This window comes from Micromonospora alfalfae (genome assembly GCF_022230925.1).
GTDB lineage: Bacteria > Actinomycetota > Actinomycetes > Mycobacteriales > Micromonosporaceae > Micromonospora > Micromonospora alfalfae.
Genome location: NZ_JAKKFH010000007.1, coordinates 25223 through 43437, shown reverse-complemented (window position 1 = coordinate 43437; position 18215 = coordinate 25223). Strand labels below are relative to the sequence as shown.

The 18215-nt window shown below is 68.3% G+C and carries 20 protein-coding genes and 3 tRNA genes; 1 reads left to right on the top strand and 22 read right to left on the bottom strand.

Annotation, left to right across the window (positions count from 1 at the left end):
- Positions 1 to 19 precede the first annotated feature (19 nt).
- The 22 genes from rplA to MED01_RS05950 form a co-directional block, all read right to left on the bottom strand.
- Entirely contained in the window at positions 20 to 736 is a 717-nt protein-coding gene (gene rplA / locus MED01_RS06055) for a 50S ribosomal protein L1 (protein ID WP_238667528.1), read from the bottom strand.
- A gap of 78 nt (positions 737 to 814) precedes the next feature.
- The gene (rplK, locus tag MED01_RS06050; protein ID WP_091402426.1) at positions 815 to 1246 is read right to left on the bottom strand and encodes a 50S ribosomal protein L11; all 432 of its coding nucleotides are present in this window, start codon (positions 1244 to 1246) and stop codon (positions 815 to 817) included.
- A 186-nt stretch (positions 1247 to 1432) separates the two neighbouring features.
- Positions 1433 to 2155, bottom strand: coding sequence for a transcription termination/antitermination protein NusG (gene nusG / locus MED01_RS06045; protein WP_238667527.1), 723 nt, complete (start codon positions 2153 to 2155; stop codon positions 1433 to 1435).
- A gap of 38 nt (positions 2156 to 2193) precedes the next feature.
- Positions 2194 to 2583: a preprotein translocase subunit SecE gene (gene secE, locus MED01_RS06040; protein WP_030329860.1), complete on the bottom strand. Its 390-nt coding sequence runs from the start codon at positions 2581 to 2583 to the stop codon at positions 2194 to 2196.
- Positions 2584 to 2797: 214 nt separating this feature from the next.
- Positions 2798 to 2870: transfer RNA gene (locus tag MED01_RS06035), tRNA-Trp, on the bottom strand.
- Positions 2871 to 2999: 129 nt separating this feature from the next.
- On the bottom strand, positions 3000 to 3392 hold the full coding sequence (locus MED01_RS06030; RefSeq protein ID WP_238667526.1) for a MaoC family dehydratase: 393 nt from the start codon (positions 3390 to 3392) through the stop codon (positions 3000 to 3002).
- A gap of 1 nt (position 3393) precedes the next feature.
- On the bottom strand, positions 3394 to 3840 hold the full coding sequence (locus MED01_RS06025; RefSeq protein ID WP_238667525.1) for a MaoC family dehydratase N-terminal domain-containing protein: 447 nt from the start codon (positions 3838 to 3840) through the stop codon (positions 3394 to 3396).
- 126 nt (positions 3841 to 3966) lie between these two features.
- A complete protein-coding gene (gene rpmG / locus MED01_RS06020) occupies positions 3967 to 4134 on the bottom strand; it encodes a 50S ribosomal protein L33 (RefSeq protein ID WP_007073056.1) in 168 nt (55 codons plus the stop codon).
- 132 nt (positions 4135 to 4266) lie between these two features.
- Positions 4267 to 4339 (bottom strand) — tRNA-Met (locus MED01_RS06015).
- Positions 4340 to 4363: 24 nt separating this feature from the next.
- Positions 4364 to 4436 (bottom strand) — tRNA-Thr (locus MED01_RS06010).
- Positions 4437 to 4529: 93 nt separating this feature from the next.
- Entirely contained in the window at positions 4530 to 7085 is a 2556-nt protein-coding gene (locus MED01_RS06005) for a putative bifunctional diguanylate cyclase/phosphodiesterase (protein WP_372493590.1), read from the bottom strand.
- A 1770-nt stretch (positions 7086 to 8855) separates the two neighbouring features.
- The gene (locus tag MED01_RS06000) at positions 8856 to 9392 is read right to left on the bottom strand and encodes a hypothetical protein (protein ID WP_238667524.1); all 537 of its coding nucleotides are present in this window, start codon (positions 9390 to 9392) and stop codon (positions 8856 to 8858) included.
- Positions 9393 to 9727: 335 nt separating this feature from the next.
- Positions 9728 to 10231: a DUF4265 domain-containing protein gene (locus tag MED01_RS05995; RefSeq protein ID WP_238667523.1), complete on the bottom strand. Its 504-nt coding sequence runs from the start codon at positions 10229 to 10231 to the stop codon at positions 9728 to 9730.
- Between the two features lie 38 nt (positions 10232 to 10269).
- Positions 10270 to 10785, bottom strand: coding sequence for a GNAT family N-acetyltransferase (locus MED01_RS05990; RefSeq protein WP_238667522.1), 516 nt, complete (start codon positions 10783 to 10785; stop codon positions 10270 to 10272).
- Between the two features lie 25 nt (positions 10786 to 10810).
- A complete protein-coding gene (locus MED01_RS05985) occupies positions 10811 to 12247 on the bottom strand; it encodes a tyrosine-type recombinase/integrase (protein ID WP_238667521.1) in 1437 nt (478 codons plus the stop codon).
- On the bottom strand, positions 12244 to 12429 hold the full coding sequence (locus MED01_RS05980; RefSeq protein ID WP_030329852.1) for a helix-turn-helix transcriptional regulator: 186 nt from the start codon (positions 12427 to 12429) through the stop codon (positions 12244 to 12246). Before MED01_RS05980 ends, MED01_RS05985 begins: the two co-directional genes overlap by 4 nt.
- Positions 12426 to 14180, bottom strand: a complete 1755-nt coding sequence (locus MED01_RS05975) for a replication initiator (RefSeq protein ID WP_238667520.1) — start codon at positions 14178 to 14180, stop codon at positions 12426 to 12428. Before MED01_RS05975 ends, MED01_RS05980 begins: the two co-directional genes overlap by 4 nt.
- Positions 14177 to 14719: a DUF2637 domain-containing protein gene (locus MED01_RS05970; RefSeq protein WP_238667519.1), complete on the bottom strand. Its 543-nt coding sequence runs from the start codon at positions 14717 to 14719 to the stop codon at positions 14177 to 14179. The genes MED01_RS05975 and MED01_RS05970 overlap by 4 nt, the downstream gene beginning before the upstream one ends.
- On the bottom strand, positions 14716 to 14904 hold the full coding sequence (locus MED01_RS05965) for a hypothetical protein (RefSeq protein ID WP_238667518.1): 189 nt from the start codon (positions 14902 to 14904) through the stop codon (positions 14716 to 14718). Before MED01_RS05965 ends, MED01_RS05970 begins: the two co-directional genes overlap by 4 nt.
- 3 nt (positions 14905 to 14907) lie before the next feature.
- The gene (locus MED01_RS05960; protein WP_238667517.1) at positions 14908 to 15174 is read right to left on the bottom strand and encodes a hypothetical protein; all 267 of its coding nucleotides are present in this window, start codon (positions 15172 to 15174) and stop codon (positions 14908 to 14910) included.
- The gene (locus tag MED01_RS05955; RefSeq protein ID WP_238667516.1) at positions 15171 to 16766 is read right to left on the bottom strand and encodes an FtsK/SpoIIIE domain-containing protein; all 1596 of its coding nucleotides are present in this window, start codon (positions 16764 to 16766) and stop codon (positions 15171 to 15173) included. The genes MED01_RS05960 and MED01_RS05955 overlap by 4 nt, the downstream gene beginning before the upstream one ends.
- A 175-nt stretch (positions 16767 to 16941) precedes the next feature.
- Positions 16942 to 17337 carry a transcriptional regulator gene (locus tag MED01_RS05950; RefSeq protein WP_238667515.1) on the bottom strand — a complete coding sequence of 132 codons (396 nt, stop codon included), beginning with the start codon at positions 17335 to 17337 and terminating at the stop codon, positions 16942 to 16944.
- Positions 17338 to 17548: 211 nt separating this feature from the next.
- Between MED01_RS05950 and MED01_RS05945 the strand changes: the two genes are divergently transcribed.
- On the top strand, positions 17549 to 18214 hold the full coding sequence (locus MED01_RS05945) for a sigma-70 family RNA polymerase sigma factor (RefSeq protein WP_238667514.1): 666 nt from the start codon (positions 17549 to 17551) through the stop codon (positions 18212 to 18214).
- Position 18215 lies beyond the last annotated feature (1 nt).

Genomic DNA, 18215 nt, shown 5'->3' with positions numbered 1-18215 from the left:
GGCGGAGCGAACTGTCGACTCAGGCGTCGGCCTGGTCCTCCCGAAGGTTCTTCACCAGGTTCGGGTCGACCGGGACGCCCGGGCCCATCGTGGTGGTCAGGATGACCTTGCGGAGGTACTTGCCCTTGGCCGCGGACGGCTTGGCGCGCAGCACCTCGTCGAGCACCGCAGCGTAGTTGTCCACCAGCTGGGTCTCCGTGAAGGAGGCCTTGCCAATGATCAGGTGCAGGTTGGAGTGCTTGTCCACCCGGAAGGTGATCTTGCCGCCCTTGATGTCCGACACCGCCTTGGTGACGTCCATGGTCACCGTGCCGGTCTTCGGGTTCGGCATGAGACCGCGCGGGCCCAGGATCCGCGCGATCCGGCCGATCTTGGCCATCTGGTCCGGCGTGGCGATCGCCGCGTCGAAGTCGAGCCAACCACCCTGGATACGGGCGACCAGCTCATCGGTGCCCACCTCGTCCGCACCCGCGGCGGCGGCCTCTTCGGCCTTCGCGCCACTGGCGAACACGATCACGCGGGCGGTCTTACCGGTGCCGTGCGGCAGGTTGACCACACCGCGGACCATCTGGTCCGCCTTGCGGGGGTCGACGCCGAGGCGCATGGCGACCTCGACCGTGGCGTCGAACTTGACGTTGGTGGTCTCCTTGGCCAGCTTCACGGCCTCGGTGGGGGTGTAGAGCTTCGACCGGTCGATGACATCGGCGGCCTTGCGGTAGCTCTTGCTGCGCTGCATTACTGATTACTCCTGTGGTCTCTGGCGGGCCGCTCGGCGCGAGCCCTCCCACTGTCGGGTCGAAGGCCGGGGCCGACGTCAGTCGTTGACGGTGATGCCCATCGACCGGGCGGTGCCGGCGATGATCTTCTCGGCCTGGGCGATGTCGTTGGCGTTGAGGTCGGCCATCTTCTTCTCGGCGATCTCACGCAGCTGGGCGCGGCTGACCGAGCCGACCTTCTCGGACTGCGGAACACCCGAACCCTTCTGCACACCGGCGGCCTTGATCAGCAGCCGGGCAGCGGGCGGGGTCTTCAGCACGAACGTGAAGGACCGGTCCTCGAACACGCTGATCTCGGCGGGGACGATGTCGCCCCGCTGAGACTCGGTCTGCGCGTTGTAGGACTTGCAGAACTCCATGATGTTCACGCCGTGCTGGCCGAGCGCGGGGCCGACCGGCGGCGCCGGCGTGGCCTGGCCCGCCGGCAACTGAAGCGTGAACGTCTTGACGAGCTTCTTCTTCGGAGGCATGTCACTTCCTGGGGCTTGGAGCTGGGAAAATGCGGCTGTCGCCGCCCTCGGGCGCGCACGGTCAGCGCGGTGCGACAGCGGCGACATTCAAGAGTAGCGCAGGCCGCAGCCCACTCGTCCGCCGAGGTCGAGCGAGAGCGCGTACGCCGACGTCGGCGGCGGGTCGGGCCCGCCGCCGACGACCAATCAGATCTTGGCGACCTGGTTGAAGTTGAGCTCCACCGGAGTCTCACGACCGAAGATCGACACCAGCACCTTGAGCTTCTGCTGGTCGGCGTTGATCTCGCTGATCGTGGCCGGCAGCGACGCGAACGCGCCGTCGGTGACGGTGACGGAGTCGCCCACCTCGAAGTCGAGGACCTTGATCTCCGGCTTCGACTTCTTCTGCTCGGTCTCGACAGCCGGCGCCAGCCACTTCAGCACCTCGTCGAGCGAGAGCGGAGCAGGCCGGTCGGCCCTGTCGGTCGCGCCGACGAAGCCTGTCACACCCGGAGTGTTCCGGACACAGGAGTAGGACTCGGCGGTCAACTCCATCCGAACCAGGATGTAACCCGGGAAGACCTTGGCCTGAATCTGCGAACGCTTACCGTTCTTGACCTCGACCTCTTCCCGGGTCGGCACCTCGACCTGGTAGATGAAGTCCTCCATGTCGAGGCTCGTGATCCGGGTCTCGAGGTTGGTCTTGACCTTGTTCTCGTAGCCGGCGTACGAGTGCACCACGTACCAGTCACCCGGCGCGTAGCGCAGCTTCTGCCTCAGCTCCGCGACGGGGTCGTAGTCCTCGTCCGGGGCGGGCTCGGTCGTAGGGAACTCCGGCTCGCTGGCGGCCTCAACCGACTCGTCACCAGCCGCCGTCGCGACCGTGGACTGCTCGTCCACCGGTCCGGCGGTCTCGTCGTACTCAGGCACGCTCGCTCACTTCCGTCACTATGGCTGGAGGCAGCCGGTCAGTCCGAGTTGCCAAAGACAAACAACACGACCTTGGCGAAGCCGAAGTCCAGCACACCCACGATCGTCAGCATCACCGCGACGAACGCCACCACCACGGCGGTGTAGGTCAGCAACTCCTTGCGGGTCGGCCAGATGACCTTACGCAGTTCAGCTACGACCTCGCGGAAGAACCGGGCGATGCGGCCGAAGACGCCCACCCGACCCGTTTCCGACCGCGTGGTCGGCCGGCTGTCCGCCGACTCCGCCCGGGCACGGGACCGCGTGGCGGTGCCCCCCCGGGAAACCGGCTCGTCCGCGCCGGAGGCGTCGTCGTCGGCCACGTCGTCGACGATCTCGTCGTCCAGACGATCGTCGCCGTCGTCGTCGCGCCGCTTGTTGTCGGCCACTTCGCCCTCCGTCGCGGAATCTGGGGTCGCACGCCGAGTGGCGTACGCGGCGCTGGTCACGCCGGCCGGACCCAACCGTCCCGCGACGGGCCGCGGCCGGTGGATCGCCCGGAGGGCCCCGATTGCCTCGGAGCCACCCCGCCGATGCCACCACCACGGGCCGGACGCCGCCAAGCTGGCGGCGCGACCCACGGGAACGGTCAGGCCTGAGGCGCAGGGGTGACAGGACTTGAACCTGCAGCCTGCGGTTTTGGAGACCGCTGCTCTGCCAATTGAGCTACACCCCTATGTGGCAACACTCGCCCCACGCGGCCACAGACGACCGAGCAGGGGTCACTTGCCCCACGGCGGACCAGTGTACGGGTAGCCGCCCGACTTTCCCAACCGGTCTCTCCGCCACGCGTGGCGGGCTCGGTTCAGCGCGCCGTCCGGATGGTTGCCCGCGCCTGCGACAGCACCTTGTCACCCAGGCAGGTTGCGGTCACCTCGAGTCGGGTGAGACCGTCCTCGGTCACCTCGCGGACCCGCGCGGTCACCTCGATCTCAGTCCCCTGGTCGTCGTCGGGGACCACCACCGGCCGGGTGAAACGCACGCCGTACTCAACCACCGCGTCCGGCGACCCGGCCCACTCGGTGACCGCCCGGCCGACCAGCGCCATGGTGAACATGCCGTGGGCGATCACCCCGGGCAGACCCACAGCGGTGGCGACCCGGTCGCTCCAGTGGATCGGGTTGAAGTCGCCCGAGGCGCCGGCGTAGCGGACCAGGTCCGCGCGGGTCACCTGAAACGTCTGTGCTGGCAACTCCATCTCAGGCCTCCCCGCGAATGACGTACCTGGCCCAGACCGCGACCACCGGTTCCCCGCCGACGGTGCTCACGTCGGTGCGCGTGGTCAGGAAGCCGTGCCCACCCCTGGTGCTGACGTCCTCGATGGTGTTGGTGCAGACCAGCTCGTCGCCGGCGACCACCGGCCTGGTGTACGCGAACCGCTGGTCGCCGTGCACCAGCCGGCTGTAGTCGACACCCAGGGCCGGGTCCTCGATGATCTGACTGCTCGCGGCCATCGTCACGATCACCGGAAAGGTCGGCGGGGCGACCACGTCGGCGTGACCCAGCGCCCGCGCGGCCTCCGGGTCGTGGTGAGCCGGGTCAGTGGCACCGATGGCGCTGGCGAACTCGCGGATCTTTTCTCGGCCCACCTGGTAGGGGGCGGTCGGCGGATACGTCCGGCCGACGAAGGAAGGGTCCAGAGGCATGCCGCGAACCTACACGGAAAGCCCAATCGCCGACCTGATCGGTAGGCGGCGGCGGAGCCGCACCAAACCGGTCAGATCGGCGATCGGAAAGCTTCGACAACGGCCGGCCCTGAGGCCGACCAGCAGTCAGCGGGTCTCGCGGTGGACCGTGTGCCGACCGTCACGCGGGCAGAACTTCTTCAGCTCGATGCGGTCGGGGTCGTTGCGCCGGTTCTTGCGCGTGATGTAGTTGCGCTCCTTGCACTCCACACACGCCAAAGTGATCTTCGGCCGGACATCGGTAGCCTTCGCCACGGCGGAGTGCCTTCCTCGCTAACGGAAACAACTACGACGCGCCAGCCTAGACGCTGACAGCGCGGACATGCAAAGTGGGCGCCAGAAGCGCCCATTCTTACGACCACCGGCAACGAGCCCGGAAGACGAGAGTAGCGGTGGCCGGACTTGAACCGGCGACACAGCGATTATGAGCCGCTTGCTCTACCATCTGAGCTACACCGCTGCGATGGGTCCAGCTGAACCCTCGAGCCCCCTTACGGAATCGAACCGTAGACCTTCTCCTTACCATGGAGACGCTCTGCCGACTGAGCTAAGGGGGCCTGCGCGATCTCCCCGTGGGGCGCGCAGGAGTAAGAGTACACGGCCCGGGTCGACAGGTGAAATCGGATCCCCGGTGATCGTCCGCGCCCTGTTCAGGGCACGACACGCAGGCGCGGCAGCTCCCCGTTCGAGGTCGTCTCCGGCTCGACCTGGGCACCGAACCAGGCGGCCAACCGCTCGTACGGCAGCGGCCGGCTGAACAGGAAACCCTGCCCGATCTCGCAGCCGATGTCCTGGAGAAGCTCCAGGGTCAACTCGCTCTCCACCCCCTCGGCCACCACCGCCAGGCCGAACTGCTGGGAAAGAGTGACCACCGCGTTGACGATCGCCAGGTCCCCCGGGTCGGTCGCCATGCCCTGCACGAAGGACCGGTCCACCTTCACCTCGTGCACCGGCAGCCGGCGCAGGTGCGCCAGAGACGAGTCACCAGTGCCGAAGTCGTCCACCGACAGCCGTACGCCGAGATCCCGTAGCCGTTGCAGGGTGGGGATCGGCCGGTCCGTGCCGTCCAGCACCCCCGACTCGGTGATCTCCAGGGTGAGGCGCTGCGCCGGCACCTTGTACTCGGTCAACAACTCCTGGACCCGGTCCGGGAAGTGCCTGTCGATGAGCGTCCGAGCCGAGAGGTTGACAGCGATGGGCAGCGGCTGGTCGGCCAGCGCCCAGTCCCGGCTGCGCCGAAGGCCCTCCCGGAGCACCACCTCGGTGAGCCGGCTCAACTGGCCGGTGTGCTCGGCCACCGCCACGAAGTCCTCGGGCGCGACAGTGCCGTGCGCCGGATGCTCCCAGCGGGCCAGACACTCCACACCCACCAGGCGCCGGTCCCGCAGGGTCACCTTGGGCTGGAAGTAGACCTCCAGCTCGTTCTGGTCCAGCGCTCGGCGCAGATCGCCGGCCAGACCCAACCGGCGCAGTGAACGGGACTCCAGTGCGGGATTGAACAGCTGCACGCTGCCCGGCACCGACTTGGCCGCGGTGGCGGCGAGGTCGACCCGGAGCAGCAGGGTCGCCGCGTCGCTGCCATGATCCGGGTGTACGGCCACCCCGACGGCAGTGTCCACGTCGAGGGTGAGCGCGTCGAAGACCATCTCGTCGCGGATCTGGTCGCGCAGTTGGGCGGCCAACTCAAGCGCGGCCTCGGCGCTCTCCAACCGCAGTGTCACCAGGAACTCGTCCCCACCGGCGCGGCCAACCAGAGCCGACGACGGCGCGCTGGCCCGCAGCCGAGTGGCGACCTCGGTGAGGACCTTGTCCCCGGCCGCGTGCCCCAGGGACTCGTTGACCTGGCGCAGCCCGTCGACGTCGAAGAGCAGCAGCGCCACCACCTCGCCCGGTGCCCGGATCTTGACCGACTCGTCCAGCGCTCCGGTGATCCGCCGCCGGTTGGGCAGTCGGGTCAACGTGTCGTGGTGGGCGTCGTGCCGAAGCCGGTCGACCAACCGCGAATTCTCCAGGGCCACGGCCGCATGAGCGGCGACCGTCTCGAAGACGGGGATGTCGCCCGGGGTGAAATGACCGACGTCGCTGAGGCGGTTGACCACCTCGAGCGTGCCGATCACCGCCTGACCCGAGTAGAGCGGCACCACGATGATGTCCTTCACACCGGTGGCGCGCAGCGACCCTCGCAGGCTCTCCTCGTCGCCGAGGCGAACACCCATGGCCAGACTGCGCCGCTGACGGCGGGCCTCCTCGCGAACGACCACCGGCGTCGGCGACGTGTCCAACAGGCCGGCGTCGTCGACCCGCGCGGTCAGCATCACCTCCGGGTGACGCCCCTGGGCCGGCAGCCACAGCGTCGCGTACTCGGCCTGCATCAACCCCCGGATCCGACCGAGGAGGACGTCAGCCAGGTTGCCGCTCTGCCCGTTGGCGGTCATCGCCTGGGTGAGTTCGTACATGTCGCCGAGCGTCCGGTGCTGCCGGAAGAACTGCTCGTACGATCGGTAGACCTTCGCGAGCGCGACCCCGAGCACGACGATCAACACGGCCGACCACCAGGTGCTGTCCACAGCGATCAGGACGATCAACCCGACTACGAGGTTGACACCGTTGGCCAGCAGAGACGGCAACCCGCTACGCAGCACACCCAGCGCGGCATGCCGGCCGTGCATGATCGCGATCACCCCGGCCACGCCGGCGAGGGTCGACACCACGACGGTACCGACGGACGCGAAGAGCACTCCCCACGTCCGCGGTCCGACACCCACGACCGGCGGCAGCGCCAGCAACACGAGGCCGGCCAGCGATACGGCAGCGGCGGCGTTGGCGACGTTGAAGGCCAGCTTTTCCACCCCGAAGCGGTACCGCAGGTGGGTTATCAGCGTGGAGAGGGTGTAAACCAGGACGACCATCAACGGCGGAAGAAAGACGAACGCCGGCACCAGCGGGATCTCGACGAGCCGCACCCCGAAGGACTGCCGCCCGATGACGAAGTTCAGCATCGGCAGGCCGGCGATCACCATCACGCCCAGCAGGACGGCGGCGAGCCCCCAGGACCCGGAGGGGTGCGGCCGGTTCGGGGTCACCAGCCCGATCGTCATCGAGAAGACGACGGCCAGGAACATCAACGGGCCGGTGATGAACCATGCGTACTGGGCCGGGCGCCGAGGAGACCCCGAGCCACCCGACGCGGACCGGCGGCCAGCCATCCCACTCCTTACCGGTCACTGCTGCGAAGGACGCACGGCCGGAAACGAAGCTGACGACACCGTCCGATACGACAGTGGTGTCACCAGCCTCGGCTAGCGCTGCGGCGCCGTCCAGACGTAGTCAAAAGCCTGGAACTCCCCGAAACTTCCGGAAGCCCCGCCTGCCATCACAACGAAAGCCAGTGCTGCGAACACCATGCCGACCCGCCGGGCCAGCCTTTGACCAGACATCGTGTGCTCCTCATGGCAGGGGTGTCGGGAAGGCAAGATTCCACGATGGTGCCACACACGAGGCAGCCCGCAAAGCGGTCGGACGGCTGAGCGGCGCAGGCCCGTCCAGCCGGCCCGAACGCTTCAACGACGGAAGCCCTGCAAGGTCGTTGGCTGGTCCCAGGAGACGCGCAGATGATGCGTGTTCAAGTTATAGCCACAATTTGGATCTACGTCATGGAAGCCGCTTCCAGTAGCAAAGCCCGCCGCGAACGCAAAGCCGGCAGGTATGGGCGGCACCGGACCTTCCCGACCACCGAAACTCCCCAGGACGACGGGCGCCGGTTGGCCGGGTTCGCAACCGGTGACCAGTTGAACACAACAATCCTCTCGGATCCATAGCATCGGAGTCTCTCGATTATCACCGCCGGAGACGGACGGTTCGAGACTCTGTAGCCTTCGCGACCGATCGGCGAACTCCACACGGCTTCTCTCAGGTCGCGAAGTGGCCGCCGCGGCCGCGAAGAACCTCGTTGAAGTACGAGAGGCCGGGTAGGCCGACTCGGCCAGCTCCGCGAAGCGGCCCAGACCTCACCGGCGAGTTTGGTGGAGCCGACCGGAACCGATACCGGCGGCGGGGCTCGGCCAACCGCCTGGGCCGCGGCCTCAAATCGCCCGAAAACTCCCAGCACCACCGGGCGAACGAGGTGACGGCAACGGTCAGCCACCACAGCGTCCCGGTGTCGACAAGGGACTCGCGTTGGACCGCCCGTCGGAGCGCCATCGAACAACAGTGCCGTTCGTGGGCAGGACGGCGAGGCTGCCAGCCATGTGACGGCACTCTGGCGGAGCGACGGGATGCGCCCACCCTGTGCGCCGGGTTCGTCCGGCAACGCTGCGAAGGGAGCCGTCCCATGCCATCCATCCCCGGCTTGGAAGCGTTCTTTGGATGAATGTCTTACAACGCCCCACGCCTGAAGACGTTCTTCACCTGCGCGAAGACGAGTACGAGCGGCCCGCGGAGCCTGACGGGTGGGGCGTACTGCACCTGACCGGCTCGCCCGTGGCCTGCGGCCGAGACTGGGGCGAGGGCAGCGACGCAGCCAAGGAACGAGGGTTGAAGCACCGAGCGAAGGCCCCAACGCGGGACGTGCCGGTGCCACCCGCTCGCGCGGCTGCTCGACCACCACGTGAAGAAGTACCCGCCCGGATCGAACGGGGCTGTTCGTAACCCGGCGCTGCCCCCGGTGGCCGGTACGTGCCCACCGACGGTCAGCCGATCCCGAACAACACCTACGGGAAGGCGTGGCGCGACGCGCGGGCAAAGGTGCTCACCCCGGCGCAGCAACGCCCCCTGGCCGGCGACCGTACGACGTGCAGCGCGCCGCCGTGTCGCTCTGGCTCAATGCAGGGGTGCCAGCTACCCCGGTCGCCAAGTGGGCCGACACAGCGTCTACGTCCTGGTGCGGGTGTACGCGAAGTGCGTCTACGGCCAGGAGGAAACAGCTCGCCGCCGGATCGACGCCGCCCTAGGCGAGCACCTAACCGAGTAGGCACAGCCTAGGGCTGGGTTGCGTCCACGTGCATCGCATCTCCAGCAGCGACCAACTCAACCTCGACGTCGCTTTCGGTGGCCTTACGCCTTGCGAAGTCGCGCACGACGGCGAATAGGTCGCCCGCCTTGCGGGCCATCTCAGGACCGGAAAGGATCATGATCTGCATGCGTAGGCCAGACATCTCGGTGAGTAGCTCGTTGAGTTCAGCAGACCACTCCACGTCAGCCGTCTCACCCTCAAGCTCAACCTCGTCACCGTCCGGCTCGTCATGCCCAACCAACTGGACGAGAGCGGCTTTGCGCTTACGCTCGTCAGCGACCTTGTTTCTGGCGGTGTCCGCCAAACCGAGAAACTTGGCGTATAGCGCACGCTTTTCGTCAAGAAGGGTTTTCGTCAACGCTGCGTCAGCCTGGACCTTGGCAACATCGACTTGCGTTTGCCTGCCGGCAGCCGCAGCGCGCACTGATACGGCCACGAGGCCGACTGTCCCGACTATTGATGCTGCAACTGTCCCTGCCGGGGGCAACCACTCCCATGCCATCCGACCATGGTGCAGCCGCGCTGCAACCCAACGTCGGCTGGCGACACGTATACGACACGGCCAGCGAGATTGAGCGGGCTGAAGCGGGACTGAGTGAGACTCACGAAAGAGGCCCCTGACCGGCGTTCACGCTGGTCAGGGGCCTCTTTGCGCACCTGGTGGCGGGTAGAGGATTCGAACCTCTGAAGCTTTCGCGACGGATTTACAGGGCGTCCGTGATCATGCCTAGGTCAGCGGCACTGAGCTGCTGTTTCTCGCCGCCGCAGGCACAACGACCGGTCAACCGCCCACCATGTGCCCACGCCCACGGCACGCTGCCAGGAGACGCCCGATGCTCAGGCCGCTCTCCATTCGTCGCTCGCGCAACCGACCTCGAAGCTCCACCAGCCCTCCGCCTCGCCCCGTTGCAGGGTCGCCTTGATCGCGGGGAGATCTGCACCGGCTGGCACGGTGAAAGCAACGAGAGGAAGTTCCTTGCTGAACGTCTCACCGCCGAGGCCGAAGGGCGCCAGGCGGTCGTAGACAGCTTGGGCGCTTGGCCCAAGAGGGCCACGAGGGATCGGCAGGACCCGCACCGTGCAGTTGCCCGACGCCTCGACCCGCCCGGTTGCCCAGGGAAGTCCGTCAGGATCCACGGTGAAGCGCACGATGTCTCCCTCAGCAACGCCGTCTTGGAGGAACGGGACGTTGCGGATGCGGGCTGTGTCAGGACCGGCAGCGGCAGCCCAAAGGCCCTCTGTGTCGTAGGGAAGCCACCCTTCGCGCGGAACGAACTTGAACCAGATCTTGATGAGCTGATCACCGGCAGGAAGGTCCCGGTCAGGTGCGCTAGAGGACATAGCCGAGATCATCCCCTGCGACGTAGGCAACTCCCACCTCACCTCATCCGCCCGTCGCTGCTGTCCGGACGGTCGATCGCGTACATCACCTGACGCGCACCGAACTCCTCGAAGATGTCGACCAGGACCATGCCGAGGGCTTGCAAAAGACGGACCGATCGAAGGTTCGCTCTCTGCGTGACGGCGATCAGCCGGGATGCGTCCGGGAACCGGTCGAAGGCAAGAACGATGGCCGCTGCACACCCCTCCCGGGCGTAGCCATGACTCCACCACTCCGGCAGGAAGATGTACGACAGCTCCAGATCGCCCGTCCGGTACCGGCCGAGGTGGCACCAACCGACGATCTCTCCGGAACTCCTCGTCACCATCAGCCCGCCCGTGTGGTCACCCGCCCTCCGTTCGTCCGCCACCTCGTCAGGCACCGGGCCGCCGAGGTAACGCCGCATCACCGGGTCCTGCCACATCCGCTCAAGCACCGGCAGGTCGTGCGCCCGGACTTCCCGCAGCACGAGGCGTTCCGTCCTGGCCAGCGCTTCGCCCGACTCGGTACTCACGGCGTCATCCTCCAACAGCCCTTGCTCATCCGAGGGCGTCGCCGATCTTGTCGTTCATGGTGTCGTCTCCGCCGTCGATGCAGTTGGCGTAGACGCGGAGCAGGACGGCGACGCCGTGGCCCAGGCGCCGGGCGACCTCGGTCGGCGGGACGCCGGCATTCAGCCAGAGCGACGCCGCCGCGTGCCGCAGATCGTAGGGCCGGCGTACGAGCGGCGAGACGACCTGCGATTCGGCCAGCGCCTTCTCCCGGGCGAGCTTCCACCACCGGTCGTACACCGACTCGGAGAGCGGCCCACCGTGCAGGCCCCGGAAGAACCGACCGTCCGGGCCGACCCCGTGATTCTCGACGTGCGCGCAGAGCAGCTCGACGAGCCGGGGCGGAATCGGGACCGTACGAGTCTCAGCCCTCCCCCGGTGCTTGAGTCCGCGCCGCTCGTGGGAGCCGCCGTCATCCGTCCAGTGCGACCCGGCGCGCGGCGAGGTGCCGGCGAGCACCAGGCGGCCCCAGCGATGTTCGATCTTCTCGTGGTCGCAGGACCGGGAAGGCTTGACCGCCGCCAGGTCGTCGAAGTCGGCACCGCAGTCGACGCACCGCCCGGCGAGATCGCAGTCCTCCCGCCGTAGGTCCGCGGCTTCCGAGGGACGCATCCCCGCGTAGTAGAGGCAGCCGAAGAACGCCGTGACCTTGTCGGCCCGTTTGCCGAGAGATTTCACCGCCTCCAGCAGCGCGGCGACCTGGGCCGGGTTCGCCACCACCCGCCGGTCTATGGACTGAGCCACCTCGGGAGCAGTCCACTGGACCCGGTCGACCGGGTTGGAGGCGATCAGCTCCAGCTCGACCGCGTACCCGAGCACGTTGTAGAAGGTGGCCCGCTTCCGCTGGACGGTGGAGGCAGCCGCGGGCCTGCCGTCGAGGCGTATGCACAGGCTGTCGAGGACACGGCGGACCATCGCGGGCGAGTCCAGCTCGACGACCGGCAGGGAGGCCGTTTCGAGCCAGGTCAGCGCTGCTGTGTGTTCGGGCGGGATCTCGTCGGACCAGCGCCGCGGGTTGAGGCCGTAGAGGTACAGCGCCTCACGGAGCAGCGCGTCAGTCGGTCGGCCCCGCTTCGCCGGCCGGGTCAGGGTCACCGTGATCGAGGTCAGCGCTTCGACGATCGAGCGCCGGGTCTTGGCCGCCGCCCGAGGCCACTTCATCTTGACGTACGCGCGGCTGTGCGCGTACCAGGTGGTGGGGTTCTTGGTTCTGGCCTCGGAGACCGGGCGGCTGGTGGCCGGGTCGAAGGGCTCCCCCGCGTTGGCCGCCTGGACCAGCTCGGCGCGGAACGAGTGCGCCAGGGCCTTAGTACGAAACATGTCCTCGAAGCGCTGGCCACTCACCGCCCAGCGGACCCGCCACGGCCGGGACTTCCGATCAGCGCGCTTACCGATCTCCCAGATCTGGACCTCGTAGCTCTTCATGCGGCGTCCTGCTCCAGGTCGCCGAGCCACCGACCGAGCGCCGACCGGCGGACCCGCAGCTGCCCGTTCGGGAGCTTGATCACCCGTGGTCCCTTGCCGGTCTGCCGCCAGTAGAACCAGGTCGAGCGCGGCACGCGCAGCTCGGCGAGCACTTCCGGCACGGTCAACAACTCCTCGTTCACTGCGGTTCCTCCCCGTCGTGCTGCGCGCCGTGCTGAGTTGCCGAAAGATCTGGAGACCCCTGCGCGGCCCGGTCCTTCGCGGCGAGCAGTTCGGATCGCCAGCGGGCGCGTTCGCTGATCGACCGCATGAGCCGGTGGGTCATCGGGCCGACGTCCGGGTCATCGGGCCGGGCCAACTCCCAGGCGTGCCGGACCCGTTCGGCGGTGTCGCCCTGGTCGTCGACGAGCTGCGTGCCGTCGGTGGTGACGCCGAGCAGTGCCCGCACCCACGCCCGCGCGTCGTGCTTGTGGTCGGCGAGGGTCTTGCCGGACCAGTCGCGGGAGATGAGGATGCGCCGGCCGCCGATGCCGAGGGTGTCGCGCTGGTGGACCTTGCCCTTGCAGCGGCCCGGCTTGAGCTTGGCGTGCGCCTTCTTCGGGTGGACGCCGTAGAGCAGCCAGTTGGCGCACCGGTCGGTGCACGGGGTGAGCTGGAGTTGCTGCCAGAGCCGGTCGAGGTGCTTGCGTTGCCGGTCGGTGGTCGCCTTGTGGCAGTCGCCGGTGTGCTTGGTGATGTATTTCGTGACGTACCGGATGGTCCGTTCGGCGTCCTCGGTGCCGGGCATGACGCCGCGGGCGTCGACCTGGGCGCCGAAGCGCACGACGTGCACCGGCTCGGCGTCCGGGTCGTCGTCGATGGTGTCGAGGGCTTCCGTCCAGGTGGTCAACGGCTCCCGGGTATCGGGGTCGACCCATGCCGTCGCCTGCTCGTCCCAGATCGGAAGCCGGTCGAGGGTGTAGCGCTGGACGTCGACCGAGGGCCACCACACCTGGTGATAGGTCGCCGCCGCCACGGTGCGGAGCACGTCCCGAGGGATGGTGCCCCGGATGGCGAAGTGGGCGTGCGGGGCGAGACGGCGTTGCGGCTCGACACAGCCGGCGTACTGGACGTTCCAGCCCTCGCACCGTCGGAGGTTCTGCCAGAACCGGTCGAGCAGCCGGGGGAAGTGCACGGCATCCCAGGCTGCGCGGCGGTAGTCGTACCTGGCCGGGTTGACGGGGGTGCCGTCGGGGCGGACCGGGCCGTACGAGTCGAGGGTGAGCGTGAGCCACATCGACGGTTGGTAGGTGGAGCCGTCCGGGGCGGTGTAGGTCTTGCCGACGGTGCGCCGCTCGACCTTGCGCCGGGGCAGTTCCGGGGCATCCTGGCGCCGCTTGGTGGAGCGCTTGCGCCGTGGGCCGGGCTCGCCGTCCTGGTCCTCGTCGTCGGTGGTGTGGGGTGGTCCGACGCGCCCGCGCAGGCCCTCAGCGGCGATGGCTTCCTCTACCTCGCGGATTGCCTCGTCGAGGTCGGTCACCTGGTCCCACTGGGCGGCGCGTACGGCCTCGTCGCGGGAGAACTCCAGGTGTGCGCGGAACAGGATCAGGGACTTCTGCGCCTCGGTCGCGGGTTCCGGGCCGGGTAGTGGCTCGTCGTCGCGGTGCCAGCCCTCGCGGATCTGGGCTTGGCGCAACCGGCGGTTCTTCTTGGCGCACGGTGGGCACTTGTCCTCGCGGGTCGCGCCGCAGGGCAGGTCGATGACTTCGGTCAGGCCGGTGTCGAGGTCGGTGCGGCGCATGGCGAGCGGGCGGACGCAGACGCCGTACTCGATGGCGATGTCCTTCAGGACGTCGATCGAGCGGGGCAGCGCCATGCGGGCCGCCCGCGACCCCGGCCGAGGAGCAACCGGGGTCGGGGCGGGTTCGAGACCGGGCAGGGTCGGAGCCGTCATCGAATGATCCCGACAACCTGGGGCCGGTTGTGCTGGACGACCCCGACCGGAGGCAGCACCGCGGCTGATGCCGGCGGCATCACCGGAGCCGGCGGCGCGGGTTCGACCGGCTGCGGCTCGTCGTACCAATCGCCCTGCGGCTGATCGGGCTCCGATGCCGGTGGGGTGGTGGGTTCGCTGGATAGGACGACCTTGACCAGGGCGAGGAAGGCCAGCGACGGCACCGCCGCGACGATCCAGCCCCAGACGGACGGTTCGGCTTCGGCGACCTGGGCGGCGAGGGAGAGCAGCGCGAACGCGATCAGGAGGACGCCGACCAGGCCGACGGGTCGACCGTCGCGGCGGCGGGCGCGGATCTCCAGTCCGAGGTAGATGGCCATCAGCTCGACCGCTACGGCGTTGGCCCAGCCGATCCAGTCAGGCTGTCCGTGGGCGACGGTCAGGTCGTGGACGTGGGCGAAGGCGGCGGCGCCGGCCATGGTGCCGATGGCGAGCAGGATCAGCACCCGGACGCCGGACTCGGCGCGTTCGCGGATCATCGGCCGCTGCCGTTGTCGCGGATGGTCAGGGTGATGCAGATTCGCTGGCCGTTGAGGTCGCGGCGGCGGTTGACCATGTGCGCCAAGCCGTGCAGGGCACCGGCGAGCCGGTCCGGGGAGCCGTCAAGTTCGATGTGCAGCGGCTTGAGGCGGTGGGTGCCGAGGAAGAAGCTCTTGAGGGACATCGGTTACCTCCGGGCCGGGGCGACGCGGGTACGGATGTGGTCGGGTGGCTCGCCGAGGGAGGCCACCGCTTCAGAGAGGCAGCGCCACAGCGCCCACGCCTCCTCGGGGGTCAGGTACATGCGCCGCCGGCCGCCACCGACCGCGAGATAGACCGGGTACGGGTCAGGCCGGTCGGGGTCGACGCGGACAGACACGGCCGTGCTGGTGGCGCCGTCGGTGCCGGGTGCGCGGAGCCGGTAGAAGGTTCGGCCGTCGGTCGGTGCGGTCACCGCGGCTCACCTCCGTCGGTGTCCCGGTCGAGGATGTTCAGCAGGGAGTCGGGCAGCAGTGGTCCGCGACGCTGCCGGGGCAGAGACGGCCGGGCGGGTTCAGTGGCGGTTTCCCGGCCGACCTGGGCGAGGATGTCCGCCGCGTCGGCCGGCGCCGGGTACTCGGCGGCCAGCTCCCGGATGTGGTCGTCGGAGATGTAGGAGAAGCGGACCCGGGCTGGCTCCGGGGTGCCGTCGAGGATCACGTAGCCGACGCCCTTGGCCCAGCGGGGCATCTGGTCGGCGAGGGCACCCCGGTTGCGGGCGCCGTCGCCCAAGACGAGGTCGACCTGTGCCGCTTCGGTCAGGCCGAGCGCGATCCGGGTTGGGAACAGGTCCCGGAACGGCAGTACCTCCTTGCGGGGGTCCTGCAACGCGGCCACCACCAGCACGCCGACACCGGCACCCTGCGACAGCAATAGCCCGAGTGAGCCGGCGATGCGCTTGCGCAGGTCGACGTCCTGGAGGTACGCGGTCAGTGCCGCCATCTCGTCGATAACAAGCACGACCAGGGGGTCATCCAGGGTAGGAGTGTGCACCCGCACCGCGCCGGCAAGACGGGTCTGCCGCTCGCGCATCACCGTCACGGCTTCGTCGAGCAGGTCGGCCATGGCTTCGAACGACTTGCAGGCGAACCGGGCGAACAGCGGCCGGCCCATGGCGAACTCCATGCCGCCCTTGGGATCGATCACCCACAGCCGGACCAGCCCGGAGGAGATCCCACCGGCCAGAACGCGGACCAGCGACCACAGCACCGAGCCCTTACCCGAGCGGGTGGCGCCGCCGATGAGGACGTGCGTGGCGAGCAGGTGCAGGCACCAGTGCCGCAGGTCTTCCCGCCGAGCCAACGGCAGCGCGGTGAAGTCGGGCACCGACGGGACGTCGAACGGGTCGACCAGAGTGCGCAGCGCATCCGTGCGGACCACCACCAGGTAGACCACCGACGGCCGGTCCCGGAACCGCAGCCGGTCCACCGCGCCCAGGACCAGCGCCCAGTAGCCCGACCGGATCGGCGGGTCATCGGGACGCTCGGAGTAGGCCCGGGCGTGCCGCCGGCCGAAGGCGTACGCCAGGTTCGCCGTTGCCTTTTGAAACTCCTCCGGTGTCTGGCCGCGGACCATGCGGATGGTCAGCACGTCGAGCGCCTGATCCGAGCGGACCCGCAGCAGCTCCGGCAGGACCGTGCGATGGTCGTACACCTTGGCCAGGCCGCAGAGGGTCATGGCCTCTCGCCAGGCCCGCCGGTAGACGAAGAGCTGACGGAACCGGCCGAGGATCGGGCCGGCGCACCAGGTCCACCAGGACGACTCGTGCCGCCACCGCCACAGCGCCGACACGGCAGCGGCCAGGACCACGGGCACGATCACGCCGGACCGGCCGAACTCGCGGTAGAGGCTCACCCCGGCCACGACCAGGCCGACGGCGACCGGGTGGCGAAGGCACCACCACAGGCCCCGCCACATCCACCGCAGCACCAGGCCGAGCGCGATCAGCCAGACGGGCAGCTCCAGACGGCGCGGGCGGATCACCATCAGGTCCCCGGCGGTGGTCATCACAACCTCGCCGCGCGGCCGGCGCATCATCGGGCACTCGCCACTGTGGGCCGCCGCAGGACGGCAGGCATACGCTTGGACATGTCACTACCTCTCTCGACAGAGCAGGGGAAAGAGACAGAGGGCGGGGCTGCCGTCCGCCAAGACCTGACAGCCCCGCCCCCACCAGATGCGGCTACTGCGCCGCCTTCGTCGCCGCGCCCGCCGGGGCACGCATCCCGGTCGCCCGCAGCGAATACGCCATCCGACCGTTGTTGCCCACGTACGGCGTGACGGTCATGCCGTCGAACTCCACCGCCTCGAACAGGCCACCCGTCGGCGGCACCGGCTGGTAGTCCGCCGAGATCTTCACCGTCGTCTCCCGCGACCGCTTCCCCAGCTCCGGATCCAGGTCCATCACCCGGACCTGCCACACCCGCTGGCCGGTCAGCTTGTCCTTCGCCGGGCTACGGCGACCGGTCTTCTCGTCGTAGTCCTCGACCTCACCCAGAGACTCGGGCACCAACGCGCACCCCGCTGGGAACACGTCCTCACACCGCACCGCGAACCTCGTACCGCCGCGCAGAGCCATCGCTCAACCTCCAACTTGTTAACTTGTCTGCCAAGTTGCGTCCAAGGTAGACGGCACTTGGCAGACAAGTCAACGAGTTGGCTCATCGAGCAGGCAGAAAAATCTTGGCCTGGCCCGCAAAATCCGATGCCTGACCCCGTTCCATAGGCAGCGGGCGCGTTGCCCTCAGCTCCAGCCGCTGGAGCTGGAGCGCAACCGAAGGAGAGAGCACTTGAGTGCTCTGAACCGCCCGGAGGGCAGCCATCGGCCCCCGGGGAGCAGGCAGACGCCTGACTCCGACGAGTCCCTGGTCGACGCAATGGACCTTGTTCCAGAGCAGCGGCGTGCCAGCGACAACCTGACGCACTGGTGGGAGGGCCTAGACGATAAGCAGCGCCGCTCCCTCCAGGCCGATTTCGAGCAGTGGTACCACGAGAGCGGGAAGTCTTCGCTCATGCGGGCCGGTCACAGCATCTGCGGGCGCCGAGGCAGTGAGACTGCCTGCGACGCGGCAGTCAAGATCTGGTCGCGCTGGCCGAATACGCGCATGCGTGAGTTGTTTAAGACAAGTCCGCGCTACGTCTACCAACTGGTTCGCCGTCTCTTTCTAGACGGTCTCGAAAAAAGCTATAGGCGTCACGAGCAGTCAGCCGGACTTCCGGAAGACAACGACGACGGAGTTTGGGAGGGAAATTCCGACGAAGAGTCCGGTTGGGAAGTAAGACAGGCGATCAACCGCTTGAGCAAAGAGCAGGCGGAACTGATTTTCCTCCTGTACTGGCTGAGAATGAACCTGAGCGAGGCGTCCAGGCACCTGACGATCCCGCGCAGGGAAGCCGAAAAGTTGCACAAGTCCGCGATCGCGAATTTGAAGGAATTGTTGAAAGAGGAGGCCTGAG

Coding starts and splice junctions, on each gene's coding strand:
- rplA (WP_238667528.1), bottom strand. CDS start 736: ATGCAGCGCAGCAAGAGCTACCGCAAGGCCGCCGATGTCATCGACCGG.
- rplK (WP_091402426.1), bottom strand. CDS start 1,246: ATGCCTCCGAAGAAGAAGCTCGTCAAGACGTTCACGCTTCAGTTGCCG.
- MED01_RS06030 (WP_238667526.1), bottom strand. CDS start 3,392: ATGGAGTTGCCAGCACAGACGTTTCAGGTGACCCGCGCGGACCTGGTC.
- MED01_RS06025 (WP_238667525.1), bottom strand. CDS start 3,840: ATGCCTCTGGACCCTTCCTTCGTCGGCCGGACGTATCCGCCGACCGCC.
- MED01_RS06005 (WP_372493590.1), bottom strand. CDS start 7,085: ATGGCTGGCCGCCGGTCCGCGTCGGGTGGCTCGGGGTCTCCTCGGCGC.
- MED01_RS06000 (WP_238667524.1), bottom strand. CDS start 9,392: ATGGCATGGGAGTGGTTGCCCCCGGCAGGGACAGTTGCAGCATCAATA.
- MED01_RS05995 (WP_238667523.1), bottom strand. CDS start 10,231: ATGTCCTCTAGCGCACCTGACCGGGACCTTCCTGCCGGTGATCAGCTC.
- MED01_RS05985 (WP_238667521.1), bottom strand. CDS start 12,247: ATGAAGAGCTACGAGGTCCAGATCTGGGAGATCGGTAAGCGCGCTGAT.
- MED01_RS05975 (WP_238667520.1), bottom strand. CDS start 14,180: ATGACGGCTCCGACCCTGCCCGGTCTCGAACCCGCCCCGACCCCGGTT.
- MED01_RS05970 (WP_238667519.1), bottom strand. CDS start 14,719: ATGATCCGCGAACGCGCCGAGTCCGGCGTCCGGGTGCTGATCCTGCTC.
- MED01_RS05965 (WP_238667518.1), bottom strand. CDS start 14,904: ATGTCCCTCAAGAGCTTCTTCCTCGGCACCCACCGCCTCAAGCCGCTG.
- MED01_RS05955 (WP_238667516.1), bottom strand. CDS start 16,766: ATGACCACCGCCGGGGACCTGATGGTGATCCGCCCGCGCCGTCTGGAG.
- MED01_RS05950 (WP_238667515.1), bottom strand. CDS start 17,337: ATGGCTCTGCGCGGCGGTACGAGGTTCGCGGTGCGGTGTGAGGACGTG.